The sequence below is a fragment of the Micromonospora sp. WMMC250 genome (genome assembly GCF_027460215.1).
Taxonomy (GTDB): Bacteria; Actinomycetota; Actinomycetes; order Mycobacteriales; family Micromonosporaceae; genus Micromonospora; species Micromonospora taraxaci.
Window position 1 is genome coordinate 4,323,330 of the sequence record NZ_JAPZBJ010000002.1, and the last position, 21,865, is coordinate 4,345,194.

The 21,865-nt window shown below is 72.0% G+C and carries 22 protein-coding genes; 13 read left to right on the plus strand and 9 right to left on the minus strand.

Annotated features, from left to right (window positions below; genetic code table 11):
• Positions 1-3 precede the first annotated feature (3 nt).
• The 3 genes from O3438_RS19345 to O3438_RS19355 all read left to right on the plus strand — a co-directional run bounded on the left by O3438_RS19345 (position 4) and on the right by O3438_RS19355 (position 3,140).
• Positions 4-1,290: a magnesium transporter MgtE N-terminal domain-containing protein gene (locus O3438_RS19345; protein WP_269681262.1), complete on the plus strand. Its 1,287-nt coding sequence runs from the start codon at positions 4-6 to the stop codon at positions 1,288-1,290.
• Positions 1,283-1,915, plus strand: a complete 633-nt coding sequence (locus tag O3438_RS19350; protein WP_269681263.1) for a DUF1003 domain-containing protein — start codon at positions 1,283-1,285, stop codon at positions 1,913-1,915. The genes O3438_RS19345 and O3438_RS19350 overlap by 8 nt, the downstream gene beginning before the upstream one ends.
• Positions 1,916-1,991: 76 nt before the next feature.
• A complete protein-coding gene (locus tag O3438_RS19355) occupies positions 1,992-3,140 on the plus strand; it encodes an Mrp/NBP35 family ATP-binding protein (RefSeq protein ID WP_269681264.1) in 1,149 nt (382 codons plus the stop codon).
• 173 nt (positions 3,141-3,313) lie between these two features.
• Here O3438_RS19355 and O3438_RS19360 read toward each other — a convergent pair whose 3' ends face one another.
• Together O3438_RS19360 and O3438_RS19365 are read right to left on the minus strand one after the other, a co-directional pair.
• Positions 3,314-3,736, minus strand: coding sequence for a preprotein translocase subunit TatB (locus O3438_RS19360; RefSeq protein ID WP_088986499.1), 423 nt, complete (start codon positions 3,734-3,736; stop codon positions 3,314-3,316).
• Between the two features lie 76 nt (positions 3,737-3,812).
• Positions 3,813-5,288 (minus strand): trypsin-like peptidase domain-containing protein, encoded by a 1,476-nt coding sequence (locus tag O3438_RS19365; protein WP_442929624.1) that lies wholly within the window; start codon positions 5,286-5,288, stop codon positions 3,813-3,815.
• A 314-nt stretch (positions 5,289-5,602) separates the two neighbouring features.
• Between O3438_RS19365 and O3438_RS19370 the strand changes: the two genes are divergently transcribed.
• Positions 5,603-6,172, plus strand: a complete 570-nt coding sequence (locus tag O3438_RS19370) for an O-methyltransferase (RefSeq protein ID WP_145786483.1) — start codon at positions 5,603-5,605, stop codon at positions 6,170-6,172.
• An 11-nt stretch (positions 6,173-6,183) separates the two neighbouring features.
• Here the strand turns inward: O3438_RS19370 and O3438_RS19375 are convergent, their stop codons facing one another.
• Both O3438_RS19375 and O3438_RS19380 read right to left on the minus strand, forming a co-directional pair.
• Complete coding sequence (locus O3438_RS19375; protein ID WP_269681265.1) at positions 6,184-7,638, minus strand: leucyl aminopeptidase family protein; 1,455 nt, start codon at positions 7,636-7,638, stop codon at positions 6,184-6,186.
• Between the two features lie 148 nt (positions 7,639-7,786).
• The gene (locus O3438_RS19380; RefSeq protein ID WP_007455245.1) at positions 7,787-7,954 is read right to left on the minus strand and encodes a DUF3117 domain-containing protein; all 168 of its coding nucleotides are present in this window, start codon (positions 7,952-7,954) and stop codon (positions 7,787-7,789) included.
• Positions 7,955-8,144: 190 nt separating this feature from the next.
• Here O3438_RS19380 and O3438_RS19385 point away from each other — a divergent pair, with 190 nt between their 5' ends.
• The 4 genes from O3438_RS19385 to O3438_RS19400 are packed head-to-tail and all read left to right on the plus strand — an operon-like array spanning position 8,145 to position 12,373.
• Positions 8,145-8,963, plus strand: coding sequence for a PaaX family transcriptional regulator (locus O3438_RS19385; RefSeq protein ID WP_269681266.1), 819 nt, complete (start codon positions 8,145-8,147; stop codon positions 8,961-8,963).
• Between the two features lie 4 nt (positions 8,964-8,967).
• Positions 8,968-9,759, plus strand: coding sequence for an enoyl-CoA hydratase-related protein (locus tag O3438_RS19390; RefSeq protein WP_269681267.1), 792 nt, complete (start codon positions 8,968-8,970; stop codon positions 9,757-9,759).
• Between the two features lie 59 nt (positions 9,760-9,818).
• Entirely contained in the window at positions 9,819-11,117 is a 1,299-nt protein-coding gene (locus tag O3438_RS19395; RefSeq protein ID WP_269681268.1) for a DUF1800 domain-containing protein, read from the plus strand.
• A 14-nt stretch (positions 11,118-11,131) separates the two neighbouring features.
• The gene (locus tag O3438_RS19400) at positions 11,132-12,373 is read left to right on the plus strand and encodes a DUF1501 domain-containing protein (protein WP_269681269.1); all 1,242 of its coding nucleotides are present in this window, start codon (positions 11,132-11,134) and stop codon (positions 12,371-12,373) included.
• On the opposite strand, the gene O3438_RS19405 is transcribed toward O3438_RS19400, so the two are convergent.
• Together O3438_RS19405 and O3438_RS19410 are read right to left on the minus strand one after the other, a co-directional pair.
• Positions 12,370-12,993, minus strand: coding sequence for a hypothetical protein (locus tag O3438_RS19405; RefSeq protein WP_269681270.1), 624 nt, complete (start codon positions 12,991-12,993; stop codon positions 12,370-12,372). The genes O3438_RS19400 and O3438_RS19405 overlap by 4 nt on opposite strands.
• A gap of 13 nt (positions 12,994-13,006) precedes the next feature.
• Complete coding sequence (locus O3438_RS19410) at positions 13,007-13,588, minus strand: DNA-3-methyladenine glycosylase I (protein WP_269681271.1); 582 nt, start codon at positions 13,586-13,588, stop codon at positions 13,007-13,009.
• 137 nt (positions 13,589-13,725) lie between these two features.
• Between O3438_RS19410 and O3438_RS19415 the strand changes: the two genes are divergently transcribed.
• Positions 13,726-14,619, plus strand: coding sequence for a sterol desaturase family protein (locus tag O3438_RS19415; RefSeq protein WP_269681272.1), 894 nt, complete (start codon positions 13,726-13,728; stop codon positions 14,617-14,619).
• Here the strand turns inward: O3438_RS19415 and O3438_RS19420 are convergent.
• The gene (locus O3438_RS19420; protein WP_269681273.1) at positions 14,564-15,061 is read right to left on the minus strand and encodes an SRPBCC family protein; all 498 of its coding nucleotides are present in this window, start codon (positions 15,059-15,061) and stop codon (positions 14,564-14,566) included. The two genes, O3438_RS19415 and O3438_RS19420, sit on opposite strands and share 56 nt — an antisense overlap.
• Positions 15,058-15,663: a DivIVA domain-containing protein gene (locus O3438_RS19425; protein WP_269681274.1), complete on the minus strand. Its 606-nt coding sequence runs from the start codon at positions 15,661-15,663 to the stop codon at positions 15,058-15,060. The genes O3438_RS19420 and O3438_RS19425 overlap by 4 nt, the downstream gene beginning before the upstream one ends.
• 153 nt (positions 15,664-15,816) lie before the next feature.
• Here O3438_RS19425 and folP point away from each other — a divergent pair, with 153 nt between their 5' ends.
• Positions 15,817-16,686 (plus strand): dihydropteroate synthase, encoded by an 870-nt coding sequence (gene folP / locus O3438_RS19430; RefSeq protein ID WP_269681275.1) that lies wholly within the window; start codon positions 15,817-15,819, stop codon positions 16,684-16,686.
• A gap of 67 nt (positions 16,687-16,753) precedes the next feature.
• Here the strand turns inward: folP and ndhC are convergent, their stop codons facing one another.
• Positions 16,754-17,131, minus strand: coding sequence for an NADH-quinone oxidoreductase subunit A (gene ndhC, locus O3438_RS19435; protein ID WP_088986508.1), 378 nt, complete (start codon positions 17,129-17,131; stop codon positions 16,754-16,756).
• 130 nt (positions 17,132-17,261) lie between these two features.
• Here ndhC and O3438_RS19440 point away from each other — a divergent pair, with 130 nt between their 5' ends.
• The 3 genes from O3438_RS19440 (at position 17,262) to O3438_RS19450 (ending at position 21,832) form a co-directional block, all read left to right on the plus strand.
• Positions 17,262-18,671, plus strand: coding sequence for a hypothetical protein (locus tag O3438_RS19440; protein WP_269681276.1), 1,410 nt, complete (start codon positions 17,262-17,264; stop codon positions 18,669-18,671).
• A gap of 286 nt (positions 18,672-18,957) precedes the next feature.
• Positions 18,958-20,805 (plus strand): 2-oxoacid:acceptor oxidoreductase subunit alpha, encoded by a 1,848-nt coding sequence (locus O3438_RS19445; RefSeq protein ID WP_269681277.1) that lies wholly within the window; start codon positions 18,958-18,960, stop codon positions 20,803-20,805.
• Positions 20,798-21,832 carry a 2-oxoacid:ferredoxin oxidoreductase subunit beta gene (locus tag O3438_RS19450; RefSeq protein WP_269681278.1) on the plus strand — a complete coding sequence of 345 codons (1,035 nt, stop codon included), beginning with the start codon at positions 20,798-20,800 and terminating at the stop codon, positions 21,830-21,832. The genes O3438_RS19445 and O3438_RS19450 overlap by 8 nt, the downstream gene beginning before the upstream one ends.
• The last annotated feature ends 33 nt before the right edge of the window (positions 21,833-21,865 follow it).

A 21,865-nucleotide genomic window follows, 5' to 3' on the forward strand; every position in this document is an offset into this window, starting at 1 on the left:
CCCGTGAGCACGCCGACCCGGATCTACATCGCCCGTCTCGCCGGAGTCGCCGTCTTCGATCCGAACGGTGACCAGGTGGGCCGGGTGCGTGACGCCGTGGCGCGGCTCCGGGCGACGAAACGTCCGCCGGAGGTGGTGGGCCTGGTCGCCGAGATGCCGATGCGTCGTCGGATCTTCCTGTCCATCAACCGGATCACCTCCATCGACGCGGACGCCGTCGTGCTCGGCTCCGGCACCCTCAACCTGCGCCGGTTCGAGAAGCGCCCGAACGAGCTGCTGGTGCTCCAGGAACTGCTGGACCGGCGGGTGCAACTCGACCCGGGCGGCCAGCCCGGCGCGGTGGTGGACGTCGCCATGGAGTGCTCCCGGGGCGGCGAGTGGTCGCTGACCCGGGTCGCCGTACGCGAGCAGACCGGTCGGCTCAGCCGCCGCGGTCACCTGCACCAGGTCGAGTGGGACCGGGTGCGCGGGCTCAGCGGCATCGCCGACAACCGGGGCACTGCCAACCTGCTCGCCGTGCTGGAGGACATGCGCCCCGCCGACCTGGCCAACGCGTTGCAGGATCTGCCGGACGCGCGGCGCAACGAGGTGGCGGCGGCGCTGGACGACGAGCGGCTGGCCGACGTGCTCAGCGAGCTGCCGGAGCACGACCAGGTGGAGATCCTCGCCGCCCTCGACCGGGAGCGGGCCGCCGATGTCTTGGAGGAGATGGACCCGGACGACGCCGCGGACCTGCTCAACGAGCTGCCCCCGCCCGAGCAGGACGTGCTGCTGGACCTGATGGAACCGGACGAGGCCGACCCGGTGCGTCAGCTGCTGAAGTACACCCCGGGCACGGCCGGCAGCGTGATGACCTCGGAGCCGGTCATCCTGCCTCCGGACGCCACCGTCGCCGAGGCGCTGGCCCGGATCCGGGAGCCACAGCTCTCCCCCGCCGTCGCCGCGCAGGTCTTCGTGACCCGGGCACCGCAGAACACGCCGACCGGCCGCTACCTGGGCATGGTGCACTTCCAGGCGCTGCTGCGCGAACCCCCGGCCGACCTGCTGGGCAAGGTGGTGGTCAACGACATCGATCCGCTGCGCCCCACCACACCGCTGCCGGAGATCACCCGCCGGATGGCCACCTACGACCTGGTCGCCATGCCGGTGATCGACCGGAACAACCGGCTGGTCGGCGCCGTGACGGTGGACGACGTGCTGGACCACTCGCTACCCCGGGACTGGCGGGACCGGGACGCCCTGCCCGCCCCGGGCGCCACCGACGCCGTGTTGGATGGCGCGGATGGCTGAGCAGCGGCGGACCGAACGGCTGGACCAGCCCCGCGAGCCTCGGGGCATCAAACTGCCCCGCTTCGACGCCGAGGCGTTCGGCAGGTGGTCGGAGGGCATCGCCCGGGGCATGGGGACCGCGAACTTCATCGTCGTCATGACGGTGGTGATCACGATCTGGTTCCTCTGGAACACGTTGGCCCCGGCAAACCTGCGCTTCGACCCGTACACGTTCACGTTCCTGACCCTGGTGCTGTCGTTGCAGGCCAGCTACGCCGCGCCACTGATCCTGCTGGCGCAGAACCGACAGGCCGACCGCGACCGGTTGGCGGCGGAGGAGGACCGGCGGCGAGCCACCGCGCAGAAGGCGGACACCGAGTACCTGGCTCGGGAGATCGCCGCGCTGCGGATCGCGTTGGGCGAGGTGGCGACCCGCGACTTCCTCCGCTCCGAGCTGGCCCGGCTGGCCGAGGAGCTGGACGAGGTGGGGCAGCGCCGGCAGCGGCTGGAGCGGCGTCAACAGGAGCGGCGCGGGCAGCGGCCGACCGACGGGGTCAGCCTGGACGAACCCCGCGACGACCTGGACGGTGACTTCGCCCGCGACGCCCGCCCGGACGGCACCGGGCCGCGCCGGTCGGAGGGCTGACCGGCGGGCCATCGATTGGCTCACACCGCACCGGGCAGCGGAGGCAGGGGATGCCCCGCGACGTAGCATTGCGGGCATGTCAGCACCCGTGAGCACCGTCGAGGACGCGATCCAGGCCGCCCTGGCCACCGTCAACGACCCGGAGATCCGCCGGCCCATCACCGAGCTGGGCATGGTCCGCTCCGCCACGATCGCTGCCAGCGGCGTCGTACGCGTCGAGCTGCTGCTCACCGTCGCCGGATGCCCGCTCAAGGACAAGCTGCGTACGGACATCACCGCCGCCGTCGCCGCGGTGCCCGGCGTCACCGGTGTGGAGATCGATTTCGGGGTGATGACCCCGGAGCAGCGCCAGTCGTTGCAGTCGCAGCTGCGCGGCGGCGGTGCCACCGAGGAGCCGGTCATCCCGTTCGCCCAGCCCGGCTCGCGCACCCGCGTGTACGCGGTGGCCAGCGGCAAGGGTGGCGTCGGCAAGTCCAGCGTGACGGTCAACCTGGCGGCGGCGCTCGCCGCACGTGGGCTCTCCGTCGGAGTGGTCGACGCGGACATCTACGGCCACTCGGTGCCCCGCATGCTCGGTGCGGACGGCAAACCCACCCGGGTCGAAGACATGATCATGCCGCCGCAGGCGCACGGCGTGAAGGTCATCTCCATCGGCATGTTCACGTCCGGCAACGCCGCAGTGGTGTGGCGTGGCCCGATGCTGCACCGGGCGTTGCAGCAGTTCCTCGCCGACGTCTACTGGGGCGACCTGGACGTGCTCCTGCTCGACCTGCCCCCGGGCACGGGTGACGTGGCCATCTCGCTGGCCCAGTTGCTGCCCAACTCGGAGATCCTGATCGTCACCACCCCGCAGACCGCCGCCGCCGAGGTGGCGGAACGGGCCGGGGCGATCGCCCTGCAGACCCACCAGCGCGTGGTCGGGGTCATCGAGAACATGTCCTGGCTGGAACTTCCGGACGGCTCCCGGATGGAGATCTTCGGCGCCGGCGGTGGCACGGCCGTCGCGGAGTCGCTGAGCCGGACCATCGGCGCGCAGGTGCCGCTGCTCGGGCAGATCCCGCTGGACACCCGGGTCCGCGAGGCCGGCGACGCGGGCAACCCGATCGTGCTGGCCGAGCCGGAGTCCCCGGCCGCGACGGCGCTCGGCACGATCGCCGACCGGCTCGCGGTACGCCGTGAGTCGCTGCTCGGCAAGCCGCTCGGCCTGAAGCCCGCCGGCCGCTGACCGTCACGAACACCGTCAGCCCGTCGGCCGCCTGCCGGCCGGCGGGCTGAGTCGTCTCGTGATCGACTCGACTTTCCGGATGTCGGGGCATCCGGCGCTGGTCGACAGGCCGACTTCCGGAAATCCGAGTCGATCAGCACTCAGCAGAGGGCCGGGGCGGTACGGCGGGTCGATCAGGTGGCGTCGTCGTAGCTGGCGCGGGGGGCCGGCGCCGACGGGCTGCTGGTGGCCGTGCTGGACCGGGAACCGCCCGAGCGCAGGTCCGCGGCGTTGGCCACGTCCTTCAGGTCGTCGTGCACGGTGCTGACGTCGGCGCGGAGGTTGTCGTAGACGCCCTGCAACGGCTTGCGGATCGCCGCCTCGTCCTCCTCGCTGAGGAGGTGCTTGCGGATGAACGCCTTCGGGTGCAGATCCTCCAGCTGGATGTCGGTGCCCAGCTCGCGACTCAGGTCGCCGGTGGCGTTGCGGGCCATGTTGCGCAGGTTGCGCACCAACCGCAGGCCGTCGGTGATGACCGCGGGCAGCCGGTCGCCGAAGATCAGCAGCGCGAGGAGCAGCAGCGCTCCGATCTCCCACCAGTTCAGGTTGTCGAGCATCCCGTTGGCCCCCTCTCGGCGTCAGCAGCAAGACTACGCACGCCGGGCAGCCTTCGGGCAAGGGGTGAGCCGCTGTTCACTTCGCGTCCGCGGCGAGTCTCACCGAGGTGTTCTGCCGGGCTGAGCCTCGCCGGAACTCGACGGTCACCACCGAGCCCGGCGCGTACTTGCGCACCAGGGCGGTCAGGTCGGTCGGCTCGGTCATCGGCCGTCCATTGATCTTGAGGATCACGTCGCCGACCTTCAACCCGGCGCCGTCCGCCGGGCCGGAGGGTTCCACCTCCGCCAGGCGTAGGCCGCCCCCGACAACTCCGCTCGGGCCGTCCACCCGGGCGCCGATCACCGTACGCCGGGCCTTGCCGGTGCCGATGATGTCCTGGGTCACCCGCTTGGCCTGGTTGATCGGAATGGCGAAGGCGAGACCGATGTTGCCCGCCTCCTGCCCCTCGGCGACCAGGGACTTGATGGTGGAGTTCACGCCCACCACCCGCCCGGCGCCGTCGACCAACGGGCCGCCGGAGTTGCCGTGGTTGACAGCGGCGTCGGTCTGGATGGCCGCGTAGTAGCGCACCGGCCCGCCCGGCTCGCCCGCCTGCATCGTCCGGTCCAGGGCGCTGACGATGCCGGCGGTGACCGTGTTGGCCAGCGACAACGGGGAACCCATGGCGAGCACCGGGTCACCGACGGCCAACGCGTCCGAGTCCCCGAATTCCACCGCACGAAGCCCGGGACGACTCACCTTGATCACGGCGATGTCGGATTCCGGGTCCTGACCGACGATGGTCGCCGGCGCGCTGCTGCCGTCATTGAAGACCACCGAGGCCTTGCCGGTGCCGCCGGCCACCACATGGTCGTTGGTGATCACATGGCCGTCGGCGGTGGCGATGAAGCCGGAGCCCTCGCTGGTCCCGCCGAGACTGCTGACCCGGACGGTGACCACGCTGGGCAGGACACGTTCGGCGACACCGGCCAGCGACTCCGGTTTGCGCTGGGCCAGCGCCGGCGGCTCTACCGGGGCACCGCCCAGGACCGCACCACCCGCACCGCCGCGAGCCGCGAACGCGTAGCCCAGCGCGCCACCGAGGGTGCCGGCCAGGAGGGCGGTGATCACGGGAATGAGCAGCAGGTGACGCAGCGTCGGTCGGCCTGGCGCGTCCGGGTCGGTGACCGCCTCGGGTTCGATGCCGGCCACCACCGCCCCGGGCACCACCACGGCGGTCGGCGCGGCCGGGTCCCGCCACGGATCGGCGAGCGCGTCCGACCACCAGGGCGACGCCCCGGCCGGGCCGGGCACCCCGCCCGCTGTCGATGCCGGCCAACCCGGCGCCGACCCGGCGTTGGGCCCACCGGCCACCGGCGGATAACCCGGTGCCGGCCAACTCGGCGAGGGCGCACCGGCCACCGGCGGGTGCCCCGGCGCCGGCCCGCCCGGCGGCACGGTGGACGCGTTGCCCGCCTCCGGCGTGGTCGGCGGCCCGGCCGGAGAGTTCCCCGCCCCGGGCGGTCGCGCCGGAGTCTCACCGCCCCGGCGCCACTCCCAGCCGTCGGTCACGTCGGTGCCTCCCAGTCCGTCCCCGGATCCCGCGCCGCGTCGCCCGGCCACGGGCCGGTTCGGTCGCGGCTGACGGGATACCGCCTCCAGGATTGCACGGATGTACGCGGTGGAGTCACCGGTTGCCCCGGCGATCGCGACAGGCGGAGGCGCGGCTGCGCTCCACGACGGTCGCCTCTACGCTCACAGTGCCAACCCGCCCCCGCACCACGCACCGCCCCCGGAGGTGCCCCATCGCCACGGTCGCCGGTTCCGGCAGTTCGACGGCCCAGGCTCAGCAGTTCGCCGAGTCGTACGTCACCGAGGATCTCGTCATGCGCACCGCCCGCAGCCTGGCCCGGGAGGTGGGTCTCGACGCGGTCACCCCCGGTGCGGGTGCGGCACTGCGGCTGCTGGCCGCCGCCGGCAACGCGCGCGCCGTGGTCGAGATCGGCACCGGCACGGGGGTGAGCGGGGTCTGGTTGCTGCGCGGCATGCGCGCGGACGGGGTGCTCACCACCATCGACGTGGAGGTGGAGCACCAGCGGATCGCCCGACGGATCTTCGCCGAGGCGGGCTTCGCCGCGGGCCGCACGCGCATCATCACCGGTCGCGCGCTCGACGTGCTGCCCCGGCTCGCCGACGGTGCGTACGACCTGGTGTTCGTCGACGCGGAGGCGACCGGTTTCCACGCCTGTGTGGAGGCGGCGTTGCGGCTGCTGCGGCCGGGTGGCGTGCTCGCGCTCAACGGTGTGCTCGCCAGCGGCCGGATCGGTGACCCGGCCGCTCGGGACGCGGAGACGGTGACGGTCCGCGAGACCATCAAGGCGGTCCGGGAGTCGGAGCACTGGATTCCCGCGCTACTCCCGGTCGGGCACGGGCTGCTCGCCGCTGTGAAGTGCTGAGCGCCGACCTGTCAGTCGACGCTGGCCAGCCAGCGCAGCAGCCACCGGACGCCCCAGCCGGTCGCGCCTCGGCTGACCTCGGCGTGGTCGCCGTCGGCCCAGGACGGGGCCGACATGTCCAGGTGCAGCCATCGGTCCCGTAGTTCGCCGGTGAACTCACGCAGGTAGAGCGCGGCCAGCACCGAACCGGCACCCTGCGCCGGGGCGCTGTAGAGGTCGGCGATCTCGCTGCCCAGGTATTCCACGTAGTCGTTGTGCAGGGGCATCCGCCACGCCGACTCACCGGCCGCCTCGGCTGCGGCCAGCACGTCGGCGGCCAGTTGGTCGTTCTCGCTGTACAGGGCGCCGGTGCGCTTGCCCAGGGCCACGGCGTTGGCGCCGGTGAGCGTGGCGAGGTCGAGCAGTAGGTCCGGCTTGAGCTGCTGCACCGCGTACGCCAACGCGTCGGCGAGGACCAGGCGGCCCTCGGCGTCGGAGTTGGTCGTCTCGCTGGTCGTGCCGCCGTAGTGGCGGATGACGTCGCCGGGCCGGAACGCCGCGCCGCTGACCATGTTCTCGGCGAGCGGGGCCAGCGTGGTGATCCGCACCGGCAGCCGCATCTCGGCGGCTCCCAGGGTGGCGGCGACGACTGCGGCCGCGCCCGCCATGTCCTTGCGCATCAGCTTCATCGCCGGCACCGGCTTGATGGAGATGCCGCCGGTGTCGAAGGTGATGCCCTTGCCGACCAGCACCACGTGGGTGCGTGCGTTAGCCGGGTGCCAGTCCAGCTCGACGAGCCGGGGCCCGCTGGCCGAGCCTCCGCCGACGGCGAGGATGCCACCGAAGCCCTCGGCGGCGAGTTCGGCCGGCCCACGGACCCGCAGCCGCAGGTCCGGAACATCGGCTGCGGCGGCGGCCACCTGGTCGGCGAACCACTGCGGATTCTTCACCGAGGAGGGGGTGTTGGTCAGGTCACGGGCGAGATGGGTCATCGCCGCGGTGGTCCGGGCGGTGGCGATGGTGGTCTCGAACGCGGTCGGGTCGGCGAGCAGGAGGTCGACGCTGTCGAGCGTCGGTGCGGTGCCGGCCTCGGTCAAACGGAACCGGTACGGGGCGAGCAGCAGCCCCTCGGTGAACCCGCGGACTGCGGCCGGAGTCACCTCGACCGGCAGTGCGATGGTGATATGCGTCTCATCCGTGGCGGCGCGAGCCAGTGCGGCGCCGGCCGTCCGCCAGGCCGCCTCATCACCGTCGCCGACGCCGAGCAGGAGCATCCGGGCGGGGGTACGCCCGGGGCGAACCTGCGTGTGGATCTCGCCGGCCCGGCCGGTCAGTCGGGCCGCCGGCACCAGCGCGGCGGCCTCGTCGGCAGTGCCGTCCGGAGGCGTCACCGCGGTCGGCACGAGCTCGGCCGACTCGGCGGCACGAACGGGCAGGACGAGGACGTCGAGCCGGTCGGGCTCGGCGATCAGACGGATGGCGAGCACGCGGGACCGTACCTCCAGGAGAGTTTCGCGGAGCGGAGCCGAACCCGCCTGCCCGCGCGGATGAAGACCCTGAGCCACCGGCGGTACCGGTGGCCCAGGGTCAGAAAGAACGCTCCGGGCGGCCTGCGCCGCCCGGACCACTCCTCACTCAGCCGGCCGCTGCCTTCAACGCGTCACCAAGCGCGTTGGCCTCGTCGGGAGTCATCTCGACGACGAGCCGGCCACCGCCCTCCAGCGGGACCCGCATGACGATGCCCCGACCCTCCTTGGTGACTTCCAGCGGACCGTCGCCCGTCCGCGGCTTCATCGCCGCCATGTTGTCTCCCCTCAGACCTACACCAGGGTCGGTGGGTTGCCCCACAGCCACTTCGTCACGACCACCCGCAACGGTCACGGGGGCGTCGACCAACGATTTTCCCTGATGAACACCGCCGGACCCAAACCGGAGCAGCATTGATGTAACAGCATCTAGCTTATCTTGAGAAGGCCTGTCACAATGTGCGGTCATGCAGGCACGGTCGGCACTCTTCGACCTGTACGGCGACCACCTCCGTCCGAGGGGTGGCCGGGCACCGGTCGCTGCCCTGGTCAAGCTACTGGCACCGCTGGGAATCGCGCCGCCCGCCGTTCGCACCGCCGTGTCGCGGATGGTGCGCCAGGGCTGGCTCGAGCCTCTCCGGTTGGTCTCCGGACCGGGATATTCGATCACACCGAAAGCAGCCCGACGACTCGACGAGGCGGCCGCCCGGATCTACCGGACCGGCCGGGTCACCTGGGACGGCCGGTTCGATCTGCTGGTGTTGGAGGCCCCCGGCTCCCGACGGGACCGGCAGCGGCTCGCCTCCAATCTGAGCTTCCTCGGCTACGGCACGCTCGACGAGCAGACCTGGGTCGCCACCCGCCCCGCCGACGACGTGGACCTGCTCCTCGCCGAGGCCGGTATCCGGTTCGAGCGGTTCACCGCCGCGCACCACTCGGGCACCCCCGGCGCGATGGGTGTGGTCCGGCGGGCGTGGAACCTGGCCGAGATCGGTCGCGCCTACGAGCAGTTCGTCGCCGACCAGCGCCCACAGCTCGCGGCGGTCACAGTGCGCAGCAGCGACGAGGAGGCGTACGCGACACGGTTCCGACTCGTGCACGCGTGGCGTACGTTCCTCTTCCGGGACCCGCAACTGCCCCCGGCGCTGCTGCCCGAGCGCTGGCCCGGCACCGCCGCGGCCAGCTTCTTCGACCGGCACGCGGCACGTCTGCGTCCGGCCGCCGACCGGTACGTCGAACAGTGCCTCGACGCCGGCAACCGCCTCGTACGACAGAAGGGTCGTTAGACACGTGACCGAGCCGCTGCTGGTCGACCGGACCGACGCCGTCGTGACCCTCACGCTGAACCGGCCGAACGCGATGAACGCGCTCGACGTGCCGCTCAAGGAGGCGCTGCGCGACACCCTGGCGCAGTTGGAGACCGACCGGTCCTGCCGCGCGGTGGTGCTGGCCGGGGCGGGCGGGTCGTTCAGCGCCGGTCAGGACCTGCGCGAACACGTGGACACCCTGGAGAGCTCCGCGAACGACCCTCTGGGCACCGTGCGGGCGCACTACAACCCGATCGCCGCCCGGCTGGCCAACCTGCCCAAACCGGTGATCGCCGCGGTCCGTGGGATGGCCGCCGGGGCCGGCGCGTCGCTGGCGTTCCTGGCCGACATCCGCATCGGCGGCCCGACCACCAGTTTCCTGATGGCCTTCGCCAAGGTCGGTCTCGCCGCCGACACCGGCGCCTCCTGGACGCTCCCCCGACTGGTCGGCCACGCCAAGGCGGTGGAGCTGCTGATGCTGGCCGAGCCGGTCCGCGCCGAGGAGGCCTGCCGGCTCGGGCTGCTCAACCGGCTGACGGACGACGACGAGCAGGTGTTGCCGACAGCTCAGGAGTTGGCCGCCCGCCTCGCCGCCGGCCCCACCGTCGCGTACGGGGCGATCAAACGGCAGCTCTCCATCGCCGACGCCGGCACCCTCGCCGACGCCCTCGCGGCCGAGGCGCAGGCCCAGTCGATCTGCGGTGCCACCGCCGACCACCGGGCGTCCACGCTCGCCTTCGTGAGCAAGCAGAAACCGGTCTTCGAGGGACGCTGAACGCGATCCGGACGCCGCCCTTACCGTCCTCGAACACGAGCCGCCTAGCGTCGGCCGTCATGAGCGATCGTGAAGCGGTGGCGCACCTGCTGCGCCGGGCCACCTTCGGTCCGACCGCCGACGAGGTGGACGCGGCAGAGCGGGCCGGGCCGGCGGCGACGGTGGACCGCCTGCTCGACCCGGCACGGCCCGACCGGGGAGCGGCGGCCACACCGCCGCCGACGCTGGCCCCGGACCCGTACGCCGCGCTGACCAAGGAGTCCACCCGGGAGCAGCGGCAGAAGGCCAACGCCGAGCGCCGCGAGCAACTCCAGCAGGTCACCGGATGGTGGCTGGACCGGATGGTGGCCGCCGAGGACGGGCTGACCGAGAAGCTGCTCTTCTTCTGGCACGGGCACTGGGCGACCAGCGCCCAGAAGGTCAAGTCCGCGCGGACGATGCTGGGCCAGTTGGACACCCTTCGTCGCCACGGGCGAGGACCGCTGGGCCCACTGGTCGCCGCGATGGTGCGCGACCCCGCCCTGATCGTCTGGTTGGACGGGCAGAAGAACACCCGCAAGGCACCGAACGAGAACCTCGCCCGCGAGCTGATGGAGTTGTTCACCCTCGGCATCGGCAACTACACAGAGGCGGACGTGAAGGCCGGGGCACGCGCCCTGACCGGTTGGACTGTCGACCGGCGAACCGGCGTGGCCCGCTTCGAGGCCAAGCGACACGACCCCGGCGAGAAGACCATCCTCGGGCAGAGCGGCCGGTTCGACGCCCCGGCGTACGCCGGGCTGCTCGCCGCCCAACCCGCGTCGGCGACGTTCGTGGCCGGGCGGCTCTGGTTCCGCTACGCCGGCGCCGAGATCCCGGCACCGGACGGTCTGGCTGGCGCGGACACCGTGGCGACGATGCGCGCGATCTTCTCCTCGCCGGCCTTCGCGCAGACCCGGGGCACGTTGGTCAAGCAGCCGGTGGAGTGGCTGGTGGGCGCGCTACGGCAGCTCGGCATCCGCCCGAAGGAGCTGCCCGAGCAGCAGCGCAAGCAACTGATGAGTGGTCTGAACGCGCTGGACCAGGTGCCGCTGCGACCGCCGAGCGTGGGCGGCTGGCCGGCCGGCGCGGCCTGGTTGACCACCTCGTCGTTGCAGGCCCGGCTGCGGACGGCCGGGATGCTCGCCGCCGCCACGGCGTCGACGGTGCTGGCCCGGCTGACCGCCGCACCGACCGCCGGCCGGCCGGACGCGTTGGCCCGACTGCTGGTGGTCGACGGCTGGGGCCCGCGTACCCGGGCCGCGCTCACGCCCCTGGCCGACGAGCCCCGCAAACTGCTGGCCGCCGGCCTGGTCAGCCCCGAATACACAGTCAGCTGAGCGGAGGAGTCGACATGGACACGGTGACCCGACGCAGGTTCCTACTGACCAGTGGTGTGGTCGGCGCGGGCGCGCTGGCCGCCGGGGCCGGCGCGTACACGATGCGGGACCTGTTGGACACCAGCGGGGACCGCGATCCGCAGGCCCGCACGCTGGTGCTGGTGACCCTGTACGGCGGCAACGACGGGCTCAACACTGTCATCCCGTACGGCGACCCGGCCTACCGGGCGGCCCGCCCCGAGCTGGCGTACCCGGACGGGGAGGTACGGCGACTGGACGACGACTTCGGTCTCAACCCGGCGCTGGAGGGTCTGCACCAGCGCTGGTCGAAGGGTGGGCTGGCGATCGTGCGCGGGGTCGGCTACCCGAAGCCGGACCGCAGCCACTTCCGGTCGATGGACATCTGGCACACCGCGCAGCCGGACCGGCCGGGCAACACCGGGTGGCTGGGGCGTTGGCTGGACCGGGTCGGCGGCGACCCCCGGCTGGCGGTCTCCTTCGAACCGGCGCTGCCACCGCTGCTGGCCGGTGCGCAGAGCGCCGGCGCCGCGGTGCCGGTGACCGACCGGAAGGCCGCCAAGGGGCTGCCGGCGCAGACGCTCACCGCGTTCGAAGCCGCCGAGCCGGGTGAGTCCGCCGCGCGAGCCCGGGCCGCCGCCTGCTTCGCCGACCTGCGATCGGTGGACGAGATGATCCGTCAGGTCCGCGACTCCGACGACCCGGACCTGGCGGACCCGGACGGCGAGCAGGCCCCGGCGACCGCCACCGGCGGGGCGAAGACGCCGCTGGACGCCCAACTGGACCTGGTCGCGCAGTGCGTCGAGGCGGGAGTGTCGACCCGGGTCTTCTCGGTGTCGCTCGGCGGCTTCGACACCCACGCCGACGAGAAACAGTTGCAGGCCGTCCTGCTCGGTCAGCTGGACCGGGCGTTGACCGGCTTCGCCGACCGGATGAGTCGCACCGAGGCGGGGCGGAAGGTGGTGGTGGCGGTGTACTCCGAGTTCGGCCGCCGCGTCCGGGCCAACGCCTCCGACGGCACCGACCACGGCACCGCCTCCGACGTGTTGCTGCTCGGCGCGGGCGTACGCGGTGGCTGGCACGGGGCACCGCCGAGTCTCACCGACCTCGACGACGGCGACCTGAAGTTCACCACCGACTTCCGGGACGTCTACGCCACGTTGCTCGAACGCGTGCTGGACACCGACCCGGGCCCGGTCCTCGCCGACTGGAAGGGACGGCTGGACAAGCTCTTCTAGTCGTCCTCTTCCGGGTCCTGGTTGGCCTCGGCGCCCAGCACGAACGCCTGCATGGCCAGCTCGTCGCCGGCCGGTGACACGAAGGCCGGCAGCTCACGCGGGCCCAGCTCCTGCACGTAGGACCAGAACAGGCGGACCGCTTCGGCCGGCGAGCCGGCCTCGATCGGCAGATCGAGGCTGACCAGCCAGGTGCGGCGTGCCGGTGGCGGCCCGAGCTGGTCGGCCAGTGCCCGGAAGGCCGCCGGTTCCAGTGGGCTGACCGGCCCGTCGAGGGTCAGCAGGTCGGCCGGCACCGGCTCGTCGAAGGCCCGACGGGTGTACGACACGACGAGTTCCGCCGGCTCGACGCCGGACTGCGGGTCGTCCGGGTCTTCCCGGTGACGGCGAGCCGTAGCGGCGACCCGGCCGAGGGCCACCAGGCGGGGCGGGGCGTCGACCAGCACGGCCACCTGGTCCCCCGGGCCCGGCCCGGAGACGTCGGCCAGGCCGGTCAGCTCCAACGTGTCGTGGTGCACGAGCCGCTCGGCTTCGTACCGCTCGGCGGGCAGCAGCACGGCCCAGGTGCCCACCCCGTCGGCTCGGCCGGATCCGTCGGCCCGGTAGGCGGTCTCGGTCGTCATGCCTGCCATCCCATCATGTCGCCGGTGGGAGGGTGACGTGACAGCCGACGATGTGATCGTCGACCATGCCGGTCGCCTGCATCAGGGCGTACGCCGTGGTCGGGCCGACGAACCGGAAGCCGCGCTTCTTGAGGGCCTTGGCCATCGCCGTCGATTCGGCGGTGATGGGCGCGAGCTCGGCGAACGAGGCGGGACGGGCCGGCCGGCGCTCCGGCGCGAAGGACCAGAGCAGGGCGGACAACCCCTCCGGCAGCTCCAGGGCGGCGCGGGCGTTGGCGATCGCCGCCTCGATCTTGGCCCGGTTGCGGACGATGCCGGCGTCGGCGAGCAGCCGGGTCACGTCGGCGTCGTCGTACTCGGCCACGGTCGGGATGTGGAACTCGTCGAAGGCCAGCCGGAACGCCGGGCGTTTGCGCAGGATGGTCAACCAGGACAACCCGGACTGGAACGCCTCCAGCGTCATCCGCTCGTAGAGCGCGTCGTCGCCGTGCAGCGGCCGGCCCCACTCGGTGTCGTGGTAGACGGCGTAGTCGGGGGTGCTCGCCCCCCACGCGCAGCGCGCCAGCCCGTCGGCGCCGATCACCAGGTCAGTCACCTCGTACACGCTAGGGCATCGCACCGACAGCCCATTGCCACCTGTCGTTCGGCTGCCTATGGTGCTTGTTACCGACCGGTAAGTCGGGGTCGCCCAGCGGTGCGCCCCGACCGGCGACGGCGAGCGGAGGCCGCGCGATGAAGGAGTTCCCGGACGTCATCGCCTGGTCGATCCCGGCCTTCGTGCTGCTCATCGTGCTGGAGCGGGTCTCCTACCTGCTGCACCGCGACGACGACGAGGTCGGCTACGGCGGCGCCGACACCGCGACCAGCCTGGCGATGGGTCTGGGCAGCATCTTCACCGACCTGCTGTGGAAGGTGCCGATCGCCGCCGCGTACGCGCTGCTCTACGCGTTCACCCCGCTGCGGGTGGCCGAGATCTGGTGGACCTGGCCGCTGATCCTGCTCGCGCAGGACTTCTTCTACTACTGGTCGCATCGCGGCCACCACGTGATCCGGATCCTCTGGGCGTCGCACGTGGTGCACCACTCGTCGGAGCGGTTCAACCTCTCCACCGCACTGCGCCAGCCCTGGACCGGGCTGACCAGTTGGGTCTTCTACATCCCGCTGATCCTGGCCGGCGTACACCCGGCGGTGGTCGCCTTCTGCGGCTCGGTCAACCTGCTCTACCAGTTCTGGATCCACACCGAGCGCATCGACCGGATGCCGCGCTGGTACGAGGCGGTGTTCAACACCCCGTCGCACCACCGGGTGCACCACGCCTCGCAGGGCGGCTACCTGGACCGCAACTTCGGCGGCATCCTGATCGTCTGGGACCGGCTCTTCGGTTCGTTCGCGCCGGAGCGGGAGCGCTGCGTGTACGGCCTCACCAAGAACGTGGGCAGCTACAACCCGGTCCGGGTGGCCTTCCACGAGTACGCCTCGATCGCCCGGGACCTTCGCGCCGCGGTGACGTGGCGGCATCGGGCGGGGTATCTCTTCCGAGCGCCGGGCTGGCAGCCGGCACCGGGCGTGGTCAGGGCAGCCGACCCTGCTCGACCAGACGGGCGAACCTCTTCAGCGCCTGGGTGAGACCGATCTTGGAGCCGGGCCAGAGCAGCGGCCAGGCCACCCGACCGGCCCGACCACCGGGCAGGTGGAACCATTCGTGCCAGACCACCTGGGTGCGGGCCCGACCCAGCTGGGTGCAGCGCAGCACACCGGGGCCGCGCAGCAACTGACCGTGGTGCACCACGCCGATCTCGTACGGTTCGTCGACGCGGACGACCCGCATCTCGTCGCGCAGCGTGGCCCGGCCAAGCGCGGTCACCGCCTCGATCCGACTGCCCTCGCGCCCGTCGCCCTCGACCACCCGCACACGGGTGAACGGGATCCAGTCGGACTGGCGTTCCCAGGCGAGCAGCGCGGCGAAGACCTGCTCCGCCGGGGCGGCGACGATCACCGTGGCGGTCACCTCACCGGCGCCGGGTTGGGCCGCCTCCCGAAGGTCGTCAACGCCTCCGGGGTCGGTCACGCCGTCTCCGACCGGACCACCGCGTCTCGCTGCCCGGCACCGTCGGCGGTCTGCTCACGATCTGCCGGCTCGCCGTCGCCCGACGCCACTGCCGGCGCCACGCCGTCGGAGTCCGCCGGCGACGAGGTCGCGGCGGGCAGCTCTGCCGCGCCGGCCGAGCCGACGGGCGCCGAACCGGAGCCGGCGTCCCCGTCCAGCGGCACATCCCCGTCCGGCTTCGCCGCGTCCGCGTCCGTCACCTTGCTGGCGGACTGCTCGCGGGCCTGACGCAGCGCGTCGGCGTCGTCGGTGCGACCTTCACGCAACGCGGTGACCTCCGCCTCCAGCACGCCGATCAGCTCCGACTTGTAGCCGATGTCGTAGGCGGCGCGGCGCATCGCCTGATCGACCTGCGCCATCCGGTACCCGCGCAACCCGGTGTCGAAACGGACCGCCCCCACGTCGGATTCGCGCAGCGGTCGCGTGCCGGGCAACGCCACGGCCTGCGAATCCGGTTCGACGGCAACCAGGCCGGGATCGCGGCCGCTGACCAGCACCGTCACGCCGAAGACGACCGCCGCGACAGTCAATGCCACGACCAGGAGGAGCAGAAGCTGACCCATGCACTGATCGTGGCACGGCAACCGGCCGGGAGCGACCCCGCCACCCGTCCCGATCATGATCTGTGCCGACGCCCGCCCACGGTTCCCCTCCGACGACCGACTAGCGTCGGGTTCGGCCGCCGCGGCGACGGCGCGGACTCTCAGGAGGCGGGCATGGCGGGGGCGCTTCGACTGGGTGGGCGCACGTTCGCCCCCGGCGAGCTGGTCGTGATGGCGATCGTCAACCGCACACCCGACTCGTTCTTCGACCGGGGCGCCACCTTCGCCGCCGACAACGCGCTGCGCGCGGTCGAGCGGGCTGTGGACGAGGGCGCGGCCATCATCGACATCGGCGGCGTCAAGGCCGGCCCCGGCGATGACGTCGACGTCGCCGAGGAGATCCGACGCACCGTGGACACCATCGCCACCGTCCGGGCCGCGTTTCCGGACGTGGTGATCTCCATCGACACCTGGCGCGCCGAGGTGGCGACGGAGGCCGTGGCCGCCGGCGCCGACCTGCTCAACGACACCTGGTCGGGTGCCGACCCGGCGCTGGCCCGGGTGGCCGCGCAGACCGGCGCGGGGCTGGTCTGCTCGCACGCCGGCGGCCTGGTGCCGCGGACCCGGCCGCACCGGGCGGCCTTCGACGACGTGGTCGCCGACGTGGTCGCGACGGTGACCGGGCTCGCCGAGCGCGCTGTCGCGGAGGGGGTACGCCCCGACGGGATCCTCGTCGACCCGGCACACGACTTCGGCAAGAACACCCGGCACTCCCTGGAGATCACCCGCCGGCTGGACGAGTTGACAGCGACCGGCTGGCCGGTGCTGGTGGCGCTCTCCAACAAGGACTTCGTCGGTGAGACGTTGGACCTGCCGGTGGCCGAACGCCTGGAGGGGACGCTCGCCGCGACGGCGGTGTCGGCCTGGCTGGGCGCTCGGGTCTTCCGGGCCCACCAGGTCGGCCCGACCCGTCGGGTGCTGGACATGGTGGCCTCGATCCGGGGTGACCGCCCGCCGGCGACGACCCGCCGGGGCCTGGCCTGACCGGTCGTCGCCGTAACCGACAGCGAACGGCCGGGCCGACCGGCACGATCGCCGGAGGCCGCGACGCTCAGGTCCAGCGGAGGATGTTCCTGCGCCAGGCGTAGAGGATGCCGAGCGCGAGCACCGCCACGAACACCGCCATCTCCACCACCGTCACCAGACCGAAGCCCGGCCGGTCGAAGACCACCGCCCAGGGGAAGAGGAACACCGCCTCGACCGCGAACAGCACGTACAGGTACGCGTAGACGTAGTAGCGGATCTGCATCTGCGCCCAGTCCGCACCGACCGGGTCGAGCCCGCACTCGTAGCTGGCCCGCTTGCCGGGCGGATCGGCCGGACGCGCCGGACGTAACACCCGGTTGGCCGAGAACGCCGTAACGAAGAACAGGACGCTGGCGAGCAGCAAGAGCCCGAGCGTCGCGTACGAGCCCAGGTATCCGGTCACAGTTCGGGAGCCTACCGCCCGGCCGGAAGTGTCGTCCCAAACACGTTACGGATTTGTTTCCAGGTGGGACTAGTGCACCGAGGCAACTGTTACCGAATACTGGACCCCCACCCATGGCACCGGAGGACAGATGGCCCGCCTGAAGGCATCGCCCGGTCTCCGGGCCGAGGGGCGGCGTACCGCACCCTGGCTGGCGACCGCGCTCGCGCTCGGCCTGCTCACGGCACTCGCCGTGGGACCGGCCTGGGCCAACGCGGCGACGCCGGACCCGGTGGCGGCCACCGATCCGGTCAGCGAGCCCGAGGCCACCACGTCCGAGGAGCCGCCCCCGACCGAGGGGCCGACCGATCCAATGCCGACCGGACCGGCGCCGGAGACCACCGCCCCCGCTCCCGAGACGACCCCACCGGCACCGGTGACCACCGCCCCTGACCTGCCGCCGGCGCCGACGACCGCCGCACCCGGCCCGGGCGGACCGACCACGGGGGCGCCTCCCGTGCCGCCGGCGCCTCCGGTCCACCCGCCCGCCTCCGGTCCGGTGCCGCCGCCGAGTCCACTGGGCGTCCAGGTCACCACCCAGGACGTCACCCTCCACGAGGCGTACTGGAACACGGCCAGCACTGCCACCACGTTGCAGGTCACCATCCACAACACCGGCACGACGGCGGAGCGGATCCGCCTCTCGTACCGCCTGCCGGCCGGGCTCTCCGACGCCGGGACGAAGGGCTGCGCCGCCGCCGGTGATGGCACGTACGGCTGCGGGGCCTGGACAGCCGAGGCGGGCGCGCGCTTCAGCGCGCTGATCCGCCTGCGGGTCGACGGCGACGCGTGGAGGCAGATGCCGCTCGCCGGTTCCGTTCAGGTCGTCGCCGACGCGCCGGGGCTTCCCGGCGAGGCGTCCGACGACCAGGGCTTCGCCGTGCTCTTCCCGCCCGGCCCGCCGGTGCCTGGGATCGCCCTCGCGGCCGACGAGGTGACGTTCGACATCAGCGGCGCCACCAGCACCCTCGTGCTCCGGTTGGGCAACACCGGGTCGGTGGACGCCGCCGGACGGGTGGAGGTCGTCCTGCCGGCCGGGGTGACAGTTCCGACTCCACCGGACGGCTGCGCGGCGGTCGACCCGACCCGGACCCGCTGCGACGCGGGCGTGGTGGCGGCGGGCCGGACCGCCGAGTTGCGGTTGCCGGTCGAGGCGACGCCGGAGGCCCAGCGGGAAGCGCCGTTGTCCGGCGCGGTGATCGGTCAACTCGACCCGCGCAGTGGAGCGACCCGCCAGGTGCAGATGAGCTTCCGGATCACCGCGGCGGCCGCTCTGGCCACACCTGTGGTCTCACCGCCCGCGCCGACCGGCTCCCAGGGCGTACTCCCGGGGGGTGCTGCCGGCGACGGTGGTGGGACGACCTCGGTGCAGCGCACGGCGATCATCCTGATCGTGGTCTCGGCGCTGCTGGTGGTGCTCGCCCTCACGCTGGCCACCACCTCGCTGCGCCGTCGGCTCAACGGCCCGGCGCCCGGGCCGGCGCCCGAGCCGGTCGACTGATCGACGGGGGTGTCCCCGCCGAGCGGGACGGGCCGCCGAGGCGATCCGGTGGTGATCTGAATTACGGCGGCCGGGGCGTAAGCCCGCAAACTGGGTCAATACTCCATCGAGTCTGGTCCCAGTCGGCGGACCTCCGGGGATTGTTAGGGCTCCCTTAGAAGTAGGCTCTGAGGTGAGGTACGACAACGGCCGGACCAGCCTGGGGCGGTGCGGTGAGACGTTGCGTCGAGGAGGTTCCGTGGCCGGGCAAGGCGAGAGCCCCGCAGTCGCGAACGAAGGTGGCACAGTGACCAAGCAGATCCGTCAACTCGACCGGGTGGTCATCCGGTTCGCCGGTGACTCCGGCGACGGCATGCAGTTGACCGGCGACCGGTTCACCTCGGAGACGGCGCAGCTCGGCAACGACATCTCCACACTGCCAAACTTCCCCGCCGAGATACGAGCTCCCGCCGGCACCCTGCCCGGTGTGTCGAGCTTCCAGGTGCACTTCGCCGACTACGACATCCTCACCCCGGGCGACGCGCCCAACGTGCTGGTGGCGATGAACCCGGCGGCCCTCAAGGCCAACCTGGCCGACCTTCCGCGCGGCGCGGACATCATCGTCAACACCGACGAGTTCACCAAGCGCAACCTCGCCAAGGTCGGCTACCAGACCAGCCCCCTGGACGACGAGTCGCTGGCCGGCTACGTCGTGCACCCGGTGGCGCTGACCTCGATGACTGTCGGTGCGCTCGCCGAGTTCGCGGTGTCCAAGAAGGACGCCGAGCGGTCGAAGAACATGTTCGCCCTCGGGTTGCTCTCCTGGATGTACTCCCGGCCCTACGAGTCGACGCTGCGCTTCCTGGAGCGCAAGTTCGCGTCCCGGCCGGAGCTGGTCGCGGCGAACGTCGCCGCCTTCAAGGCCGGTTGGAACTTCGGCGAGACCACCGAGGACTTCGCGGTCCGCTACGAGGTCAAGCCGGCCAAGATGAAGCCGGGCACATACCGGAACATCACCGGCAACGCGGCGTTGTCGTTGGGGCTGGTCGCCGCCGGCGTCCGGTCCGGGCTGCCGGTCTTCCTCGGCGCGTACCCGATCACGCCCGCGTCGGACATCCTGCACGAGCTGAGCAAGCACAAGCGTTTCGGCGTCCTGACCGTGCAGGCCGAGGACGAGATCGCTGCGGTCGGCGCGGCGCTGGGCGCGTCGTACGGCGGTTCGCTCGGCGTGACCACCACCAGCGGCCCCGGCGTGGCCCTCAAGAGCGAGACGATCTCGCTGGCGGTGGCGCTGGAGCTGCCGCTGGTGATCGTCGACGTGCAGCGCGCCGGCCCGTCGACCGGCATGCCGACCAAGACCGAGCAGGCCGACCTCAACATGGCGCTGTTCGGTCGGCACGGTGAGGCGCCGGTAGCGGTCATCGCGCCCCGCTCACCGTCGGACTGCTTCTTCGCTGCGCTCGAGGCGGCCCGGATCGCTCTGACCTACCGCACGCCGGTGATCCTGCTGTCCGACAACTACGTCGCCAACGGCTCCGAGCCGTGGCTGCTGCCCGACGTGGAGTCGCTGCCCGACCTGCGGGTCGAGTTCGCCACCAGGCCCAACGGCGAGGACGGCAGCACCTTCCTGCCCTACCTGCGCGATCCGGAGACGCTGGCCCGCCCCTGGGCCATCCCCGGCACTCCGGGCCTGGAGCACCGGATCGGCGGTCTGGAGAAGGCCGACAAGACCGGGGACATCTCCTACGACCCGGCCAACCACGACTTCATGGTGCGCACCCGGGCCGCCCGGATCGAGACGATCCCGGTGCCGGACATCGAGGTGGAGGACCCGGACGGCGACGCCCGGGTGCTGGTCCTCGGATGGGGCTCCACGTACGGGCCGATCGGCGCCGCCTGCCGCGGAGTACGCCAGCGCGGGCTGTCCGTCGCCCAGGCGCACCTGCGGCACCTGGCCCCGATGCCGGCCAATCTCGGTGAGGTGCTGCGCTCGTACGACAAGGTGGTCATCCCGGAGATGAACCTGGGTCAGCTCGCCCACGTCATCCGGGCCCGCTACCTGGTCGACGCGATCAGCTACAACCAGGTCCGCGGTCTTCCGTTCACGGCCGCCGAGCTGGAGACGACGCTGGAAGAGGTCCTGAAGAATGTCTGAGCCCGTCGCCCTCAAGCTCACCGCCAAGGACTTCAAGTCCGACCAGGAGGTGCGCTGGTGCCCCGGCTGCGGTGACTACGCGATCCTGGCGGCCATCCAGCAGTTCATGCCGGAGCTGAACATCCCCCGGGAGCGCACCGTCTTCGTGTCGGGGATCGGTTGCTCGTCTCGCTTCCCGTACTACATGAACACGTACGGGATGCACTCGATCCACGGTCGGGCCCCGGCGATCGCGACCGGCCTGTCGGTGTCCCGGCCGGACCTGTCGGTCTGGGTGGTCACCGGTGACGGTGACGCGCTCTCCATCGGTGGCAACCACCTGATCCACGCCCTGCGGCGCAACGTCAACCTCAAGATCCTGCTGTTCAACAACCGGATCTACGGTCTGACCAAGGGTCAGTATTCTCCGACCTCCGAGGTCGGCAAGATCACCAAGTCGACCCCGGCCGGCTCGGCGGACGCGCCGTTCAACCCGCTCTCGCTCGCGCTCGGCGCGGAGGCCAGCTTCGTTGGCCGGACCATCGACTCCGACCGTAAGCACCTGCAGTCGGTGCTGCGGGCCGCCGCCGAGCACGAGGGTTCGGCGTTCGTGGAGATCTACCAGAACTGCAACATCTTCAACGACGGGGCGTTCGACCAGCTCAAGGACCCGTCCACCCGCGACGACTACCTGATCCGGCTGGAGCACGGGCAGCCGATCACCTTCGGGGCCGACGGGCGGTTCTGCGTGGTGCACCCGCCGGGCGGTTTCGGTTTGGAGGTCCGGGAGACCAGCTCGGTCAGCCCGGAGGAGATCGTCGTGCACGACGCGACGGTGACCGACCCGGCGTACGCGTTCGCGTTGTCCCGGCTGCCCGGCCTGGATCTGCGCAACACCCCGATCGGGGTGTTCCGCTCGGTGGACCGGCCGTCTTACGACAGCGTGGTGCAGGGTCAGCTCGCGGCGGCCAAGGCCACTGTCACCGAGACACCCGAGCAGCAGCTCGCCGGCCTGCTGGGCAGCGGCGACACCTGGACGATCCTCTGACCGGTCGTTCATGACGAGAGCGGCCGTCCCCGG

Bases quoted from the DNA above. Each gene is read 5' to 3' on its own strand.
- O3438_RS19380 (WP_007455245.1), bottom strand. From the start codon at position 7,954: ATGGCGGCGATGAAGCCGCGGACGGGCGACGGTCCGCTGGAAGTCACC.
- O3438_RS19425 (WP_269681274.1), bottom strand. From the start codon at position 15,663: ATGGGTCAGCTTCTGCTCCTCCTGGTCGTGGCATTGACTGTCGCGGCG.
- O3438_RS19405 (WP_269681270.1), bottom strand. From the start codon at position 12,993: ATGACGACCGAGACCGCCTACCGGGCCGACGGATCCGGCCGAGCCGAC.
- O3438_RS19360 (WP_088986499.1), bottom strand. From the start codon at position 3,736: ATGCTCGACAACCTGAACTGGTGGGAGATCGGAGCGCTGCTGCTCCTC.
- O3438_RS19370 (WP_145786483.1), top strand. From the start codon at position 5,603: ATGCGCACCGCCCGCAGCCTGGCCCGGGAGGTGGGTCTCGACGCGGTC.
- folP (WP_269681275.1), top strand. From the start codon at position 15,817: ATGGCGGGGGCGCTTCGACTGGGTGGGCGCACGTTCGCCCCCGGCGAG.
- O3438_RS19355 (WP_269681264.1), top strand. From the start codon at position 1,992: ATGTCAGCACCCGTGAGCACCGTCGAGGACGCGATCCAGGCCGCCCTG.
- O3438_RS19450 (WP_269681278.1), top strand. From the start codon at position 20,798: ATGTCTGAGCCCGTCGCCCTCAAGCTCACCGCCAAGGACTTCAAGTCC.
- O3438_RS19415 (WP_269681272.1), top strand. From the start codon at position 13,726: ATGAAGGAGTTCCCGGACGTCATCGCCTGGTCGATCCCGGCCTTCGTG.
- O3438_RS19385 (WP_269681266.1), top strand. From the start codon at position 8,145: ATGCAGGCACGGTCGGCACTCTTCGACCTGTACGGCGACCACCTCCGT.
- O3438_RS19350 (WP_269681263.1), top strand. From the start codon at position 1,283: ATGGCTGAGCAGCGGCGGACCGAACGGCTGGACCAGCCCCGCGAGCCT.
- O3438_RS19400 (WP_269681269.1), top strand. From the start codon at position 11,132: ATGGACACGGTGACCCGACGCAGGTTCCTACTGACCAGTGGTGTGGTC.
- O3438_RS19440 (WP_269681276.1), top strand. From the start codon at position 17,262: ATGGCCCGCCTGAAGGCATCGCCCGGTCTCCGGGCCGAGGGGCGGCGT.
- O3438_RS19395 (WP_269681268.1), top strand. From the start codon at position 9,819: ATGAGCGATCGTGAAGCGGTGGCGCACCTGCTGCGCCGGGCCACCTTC.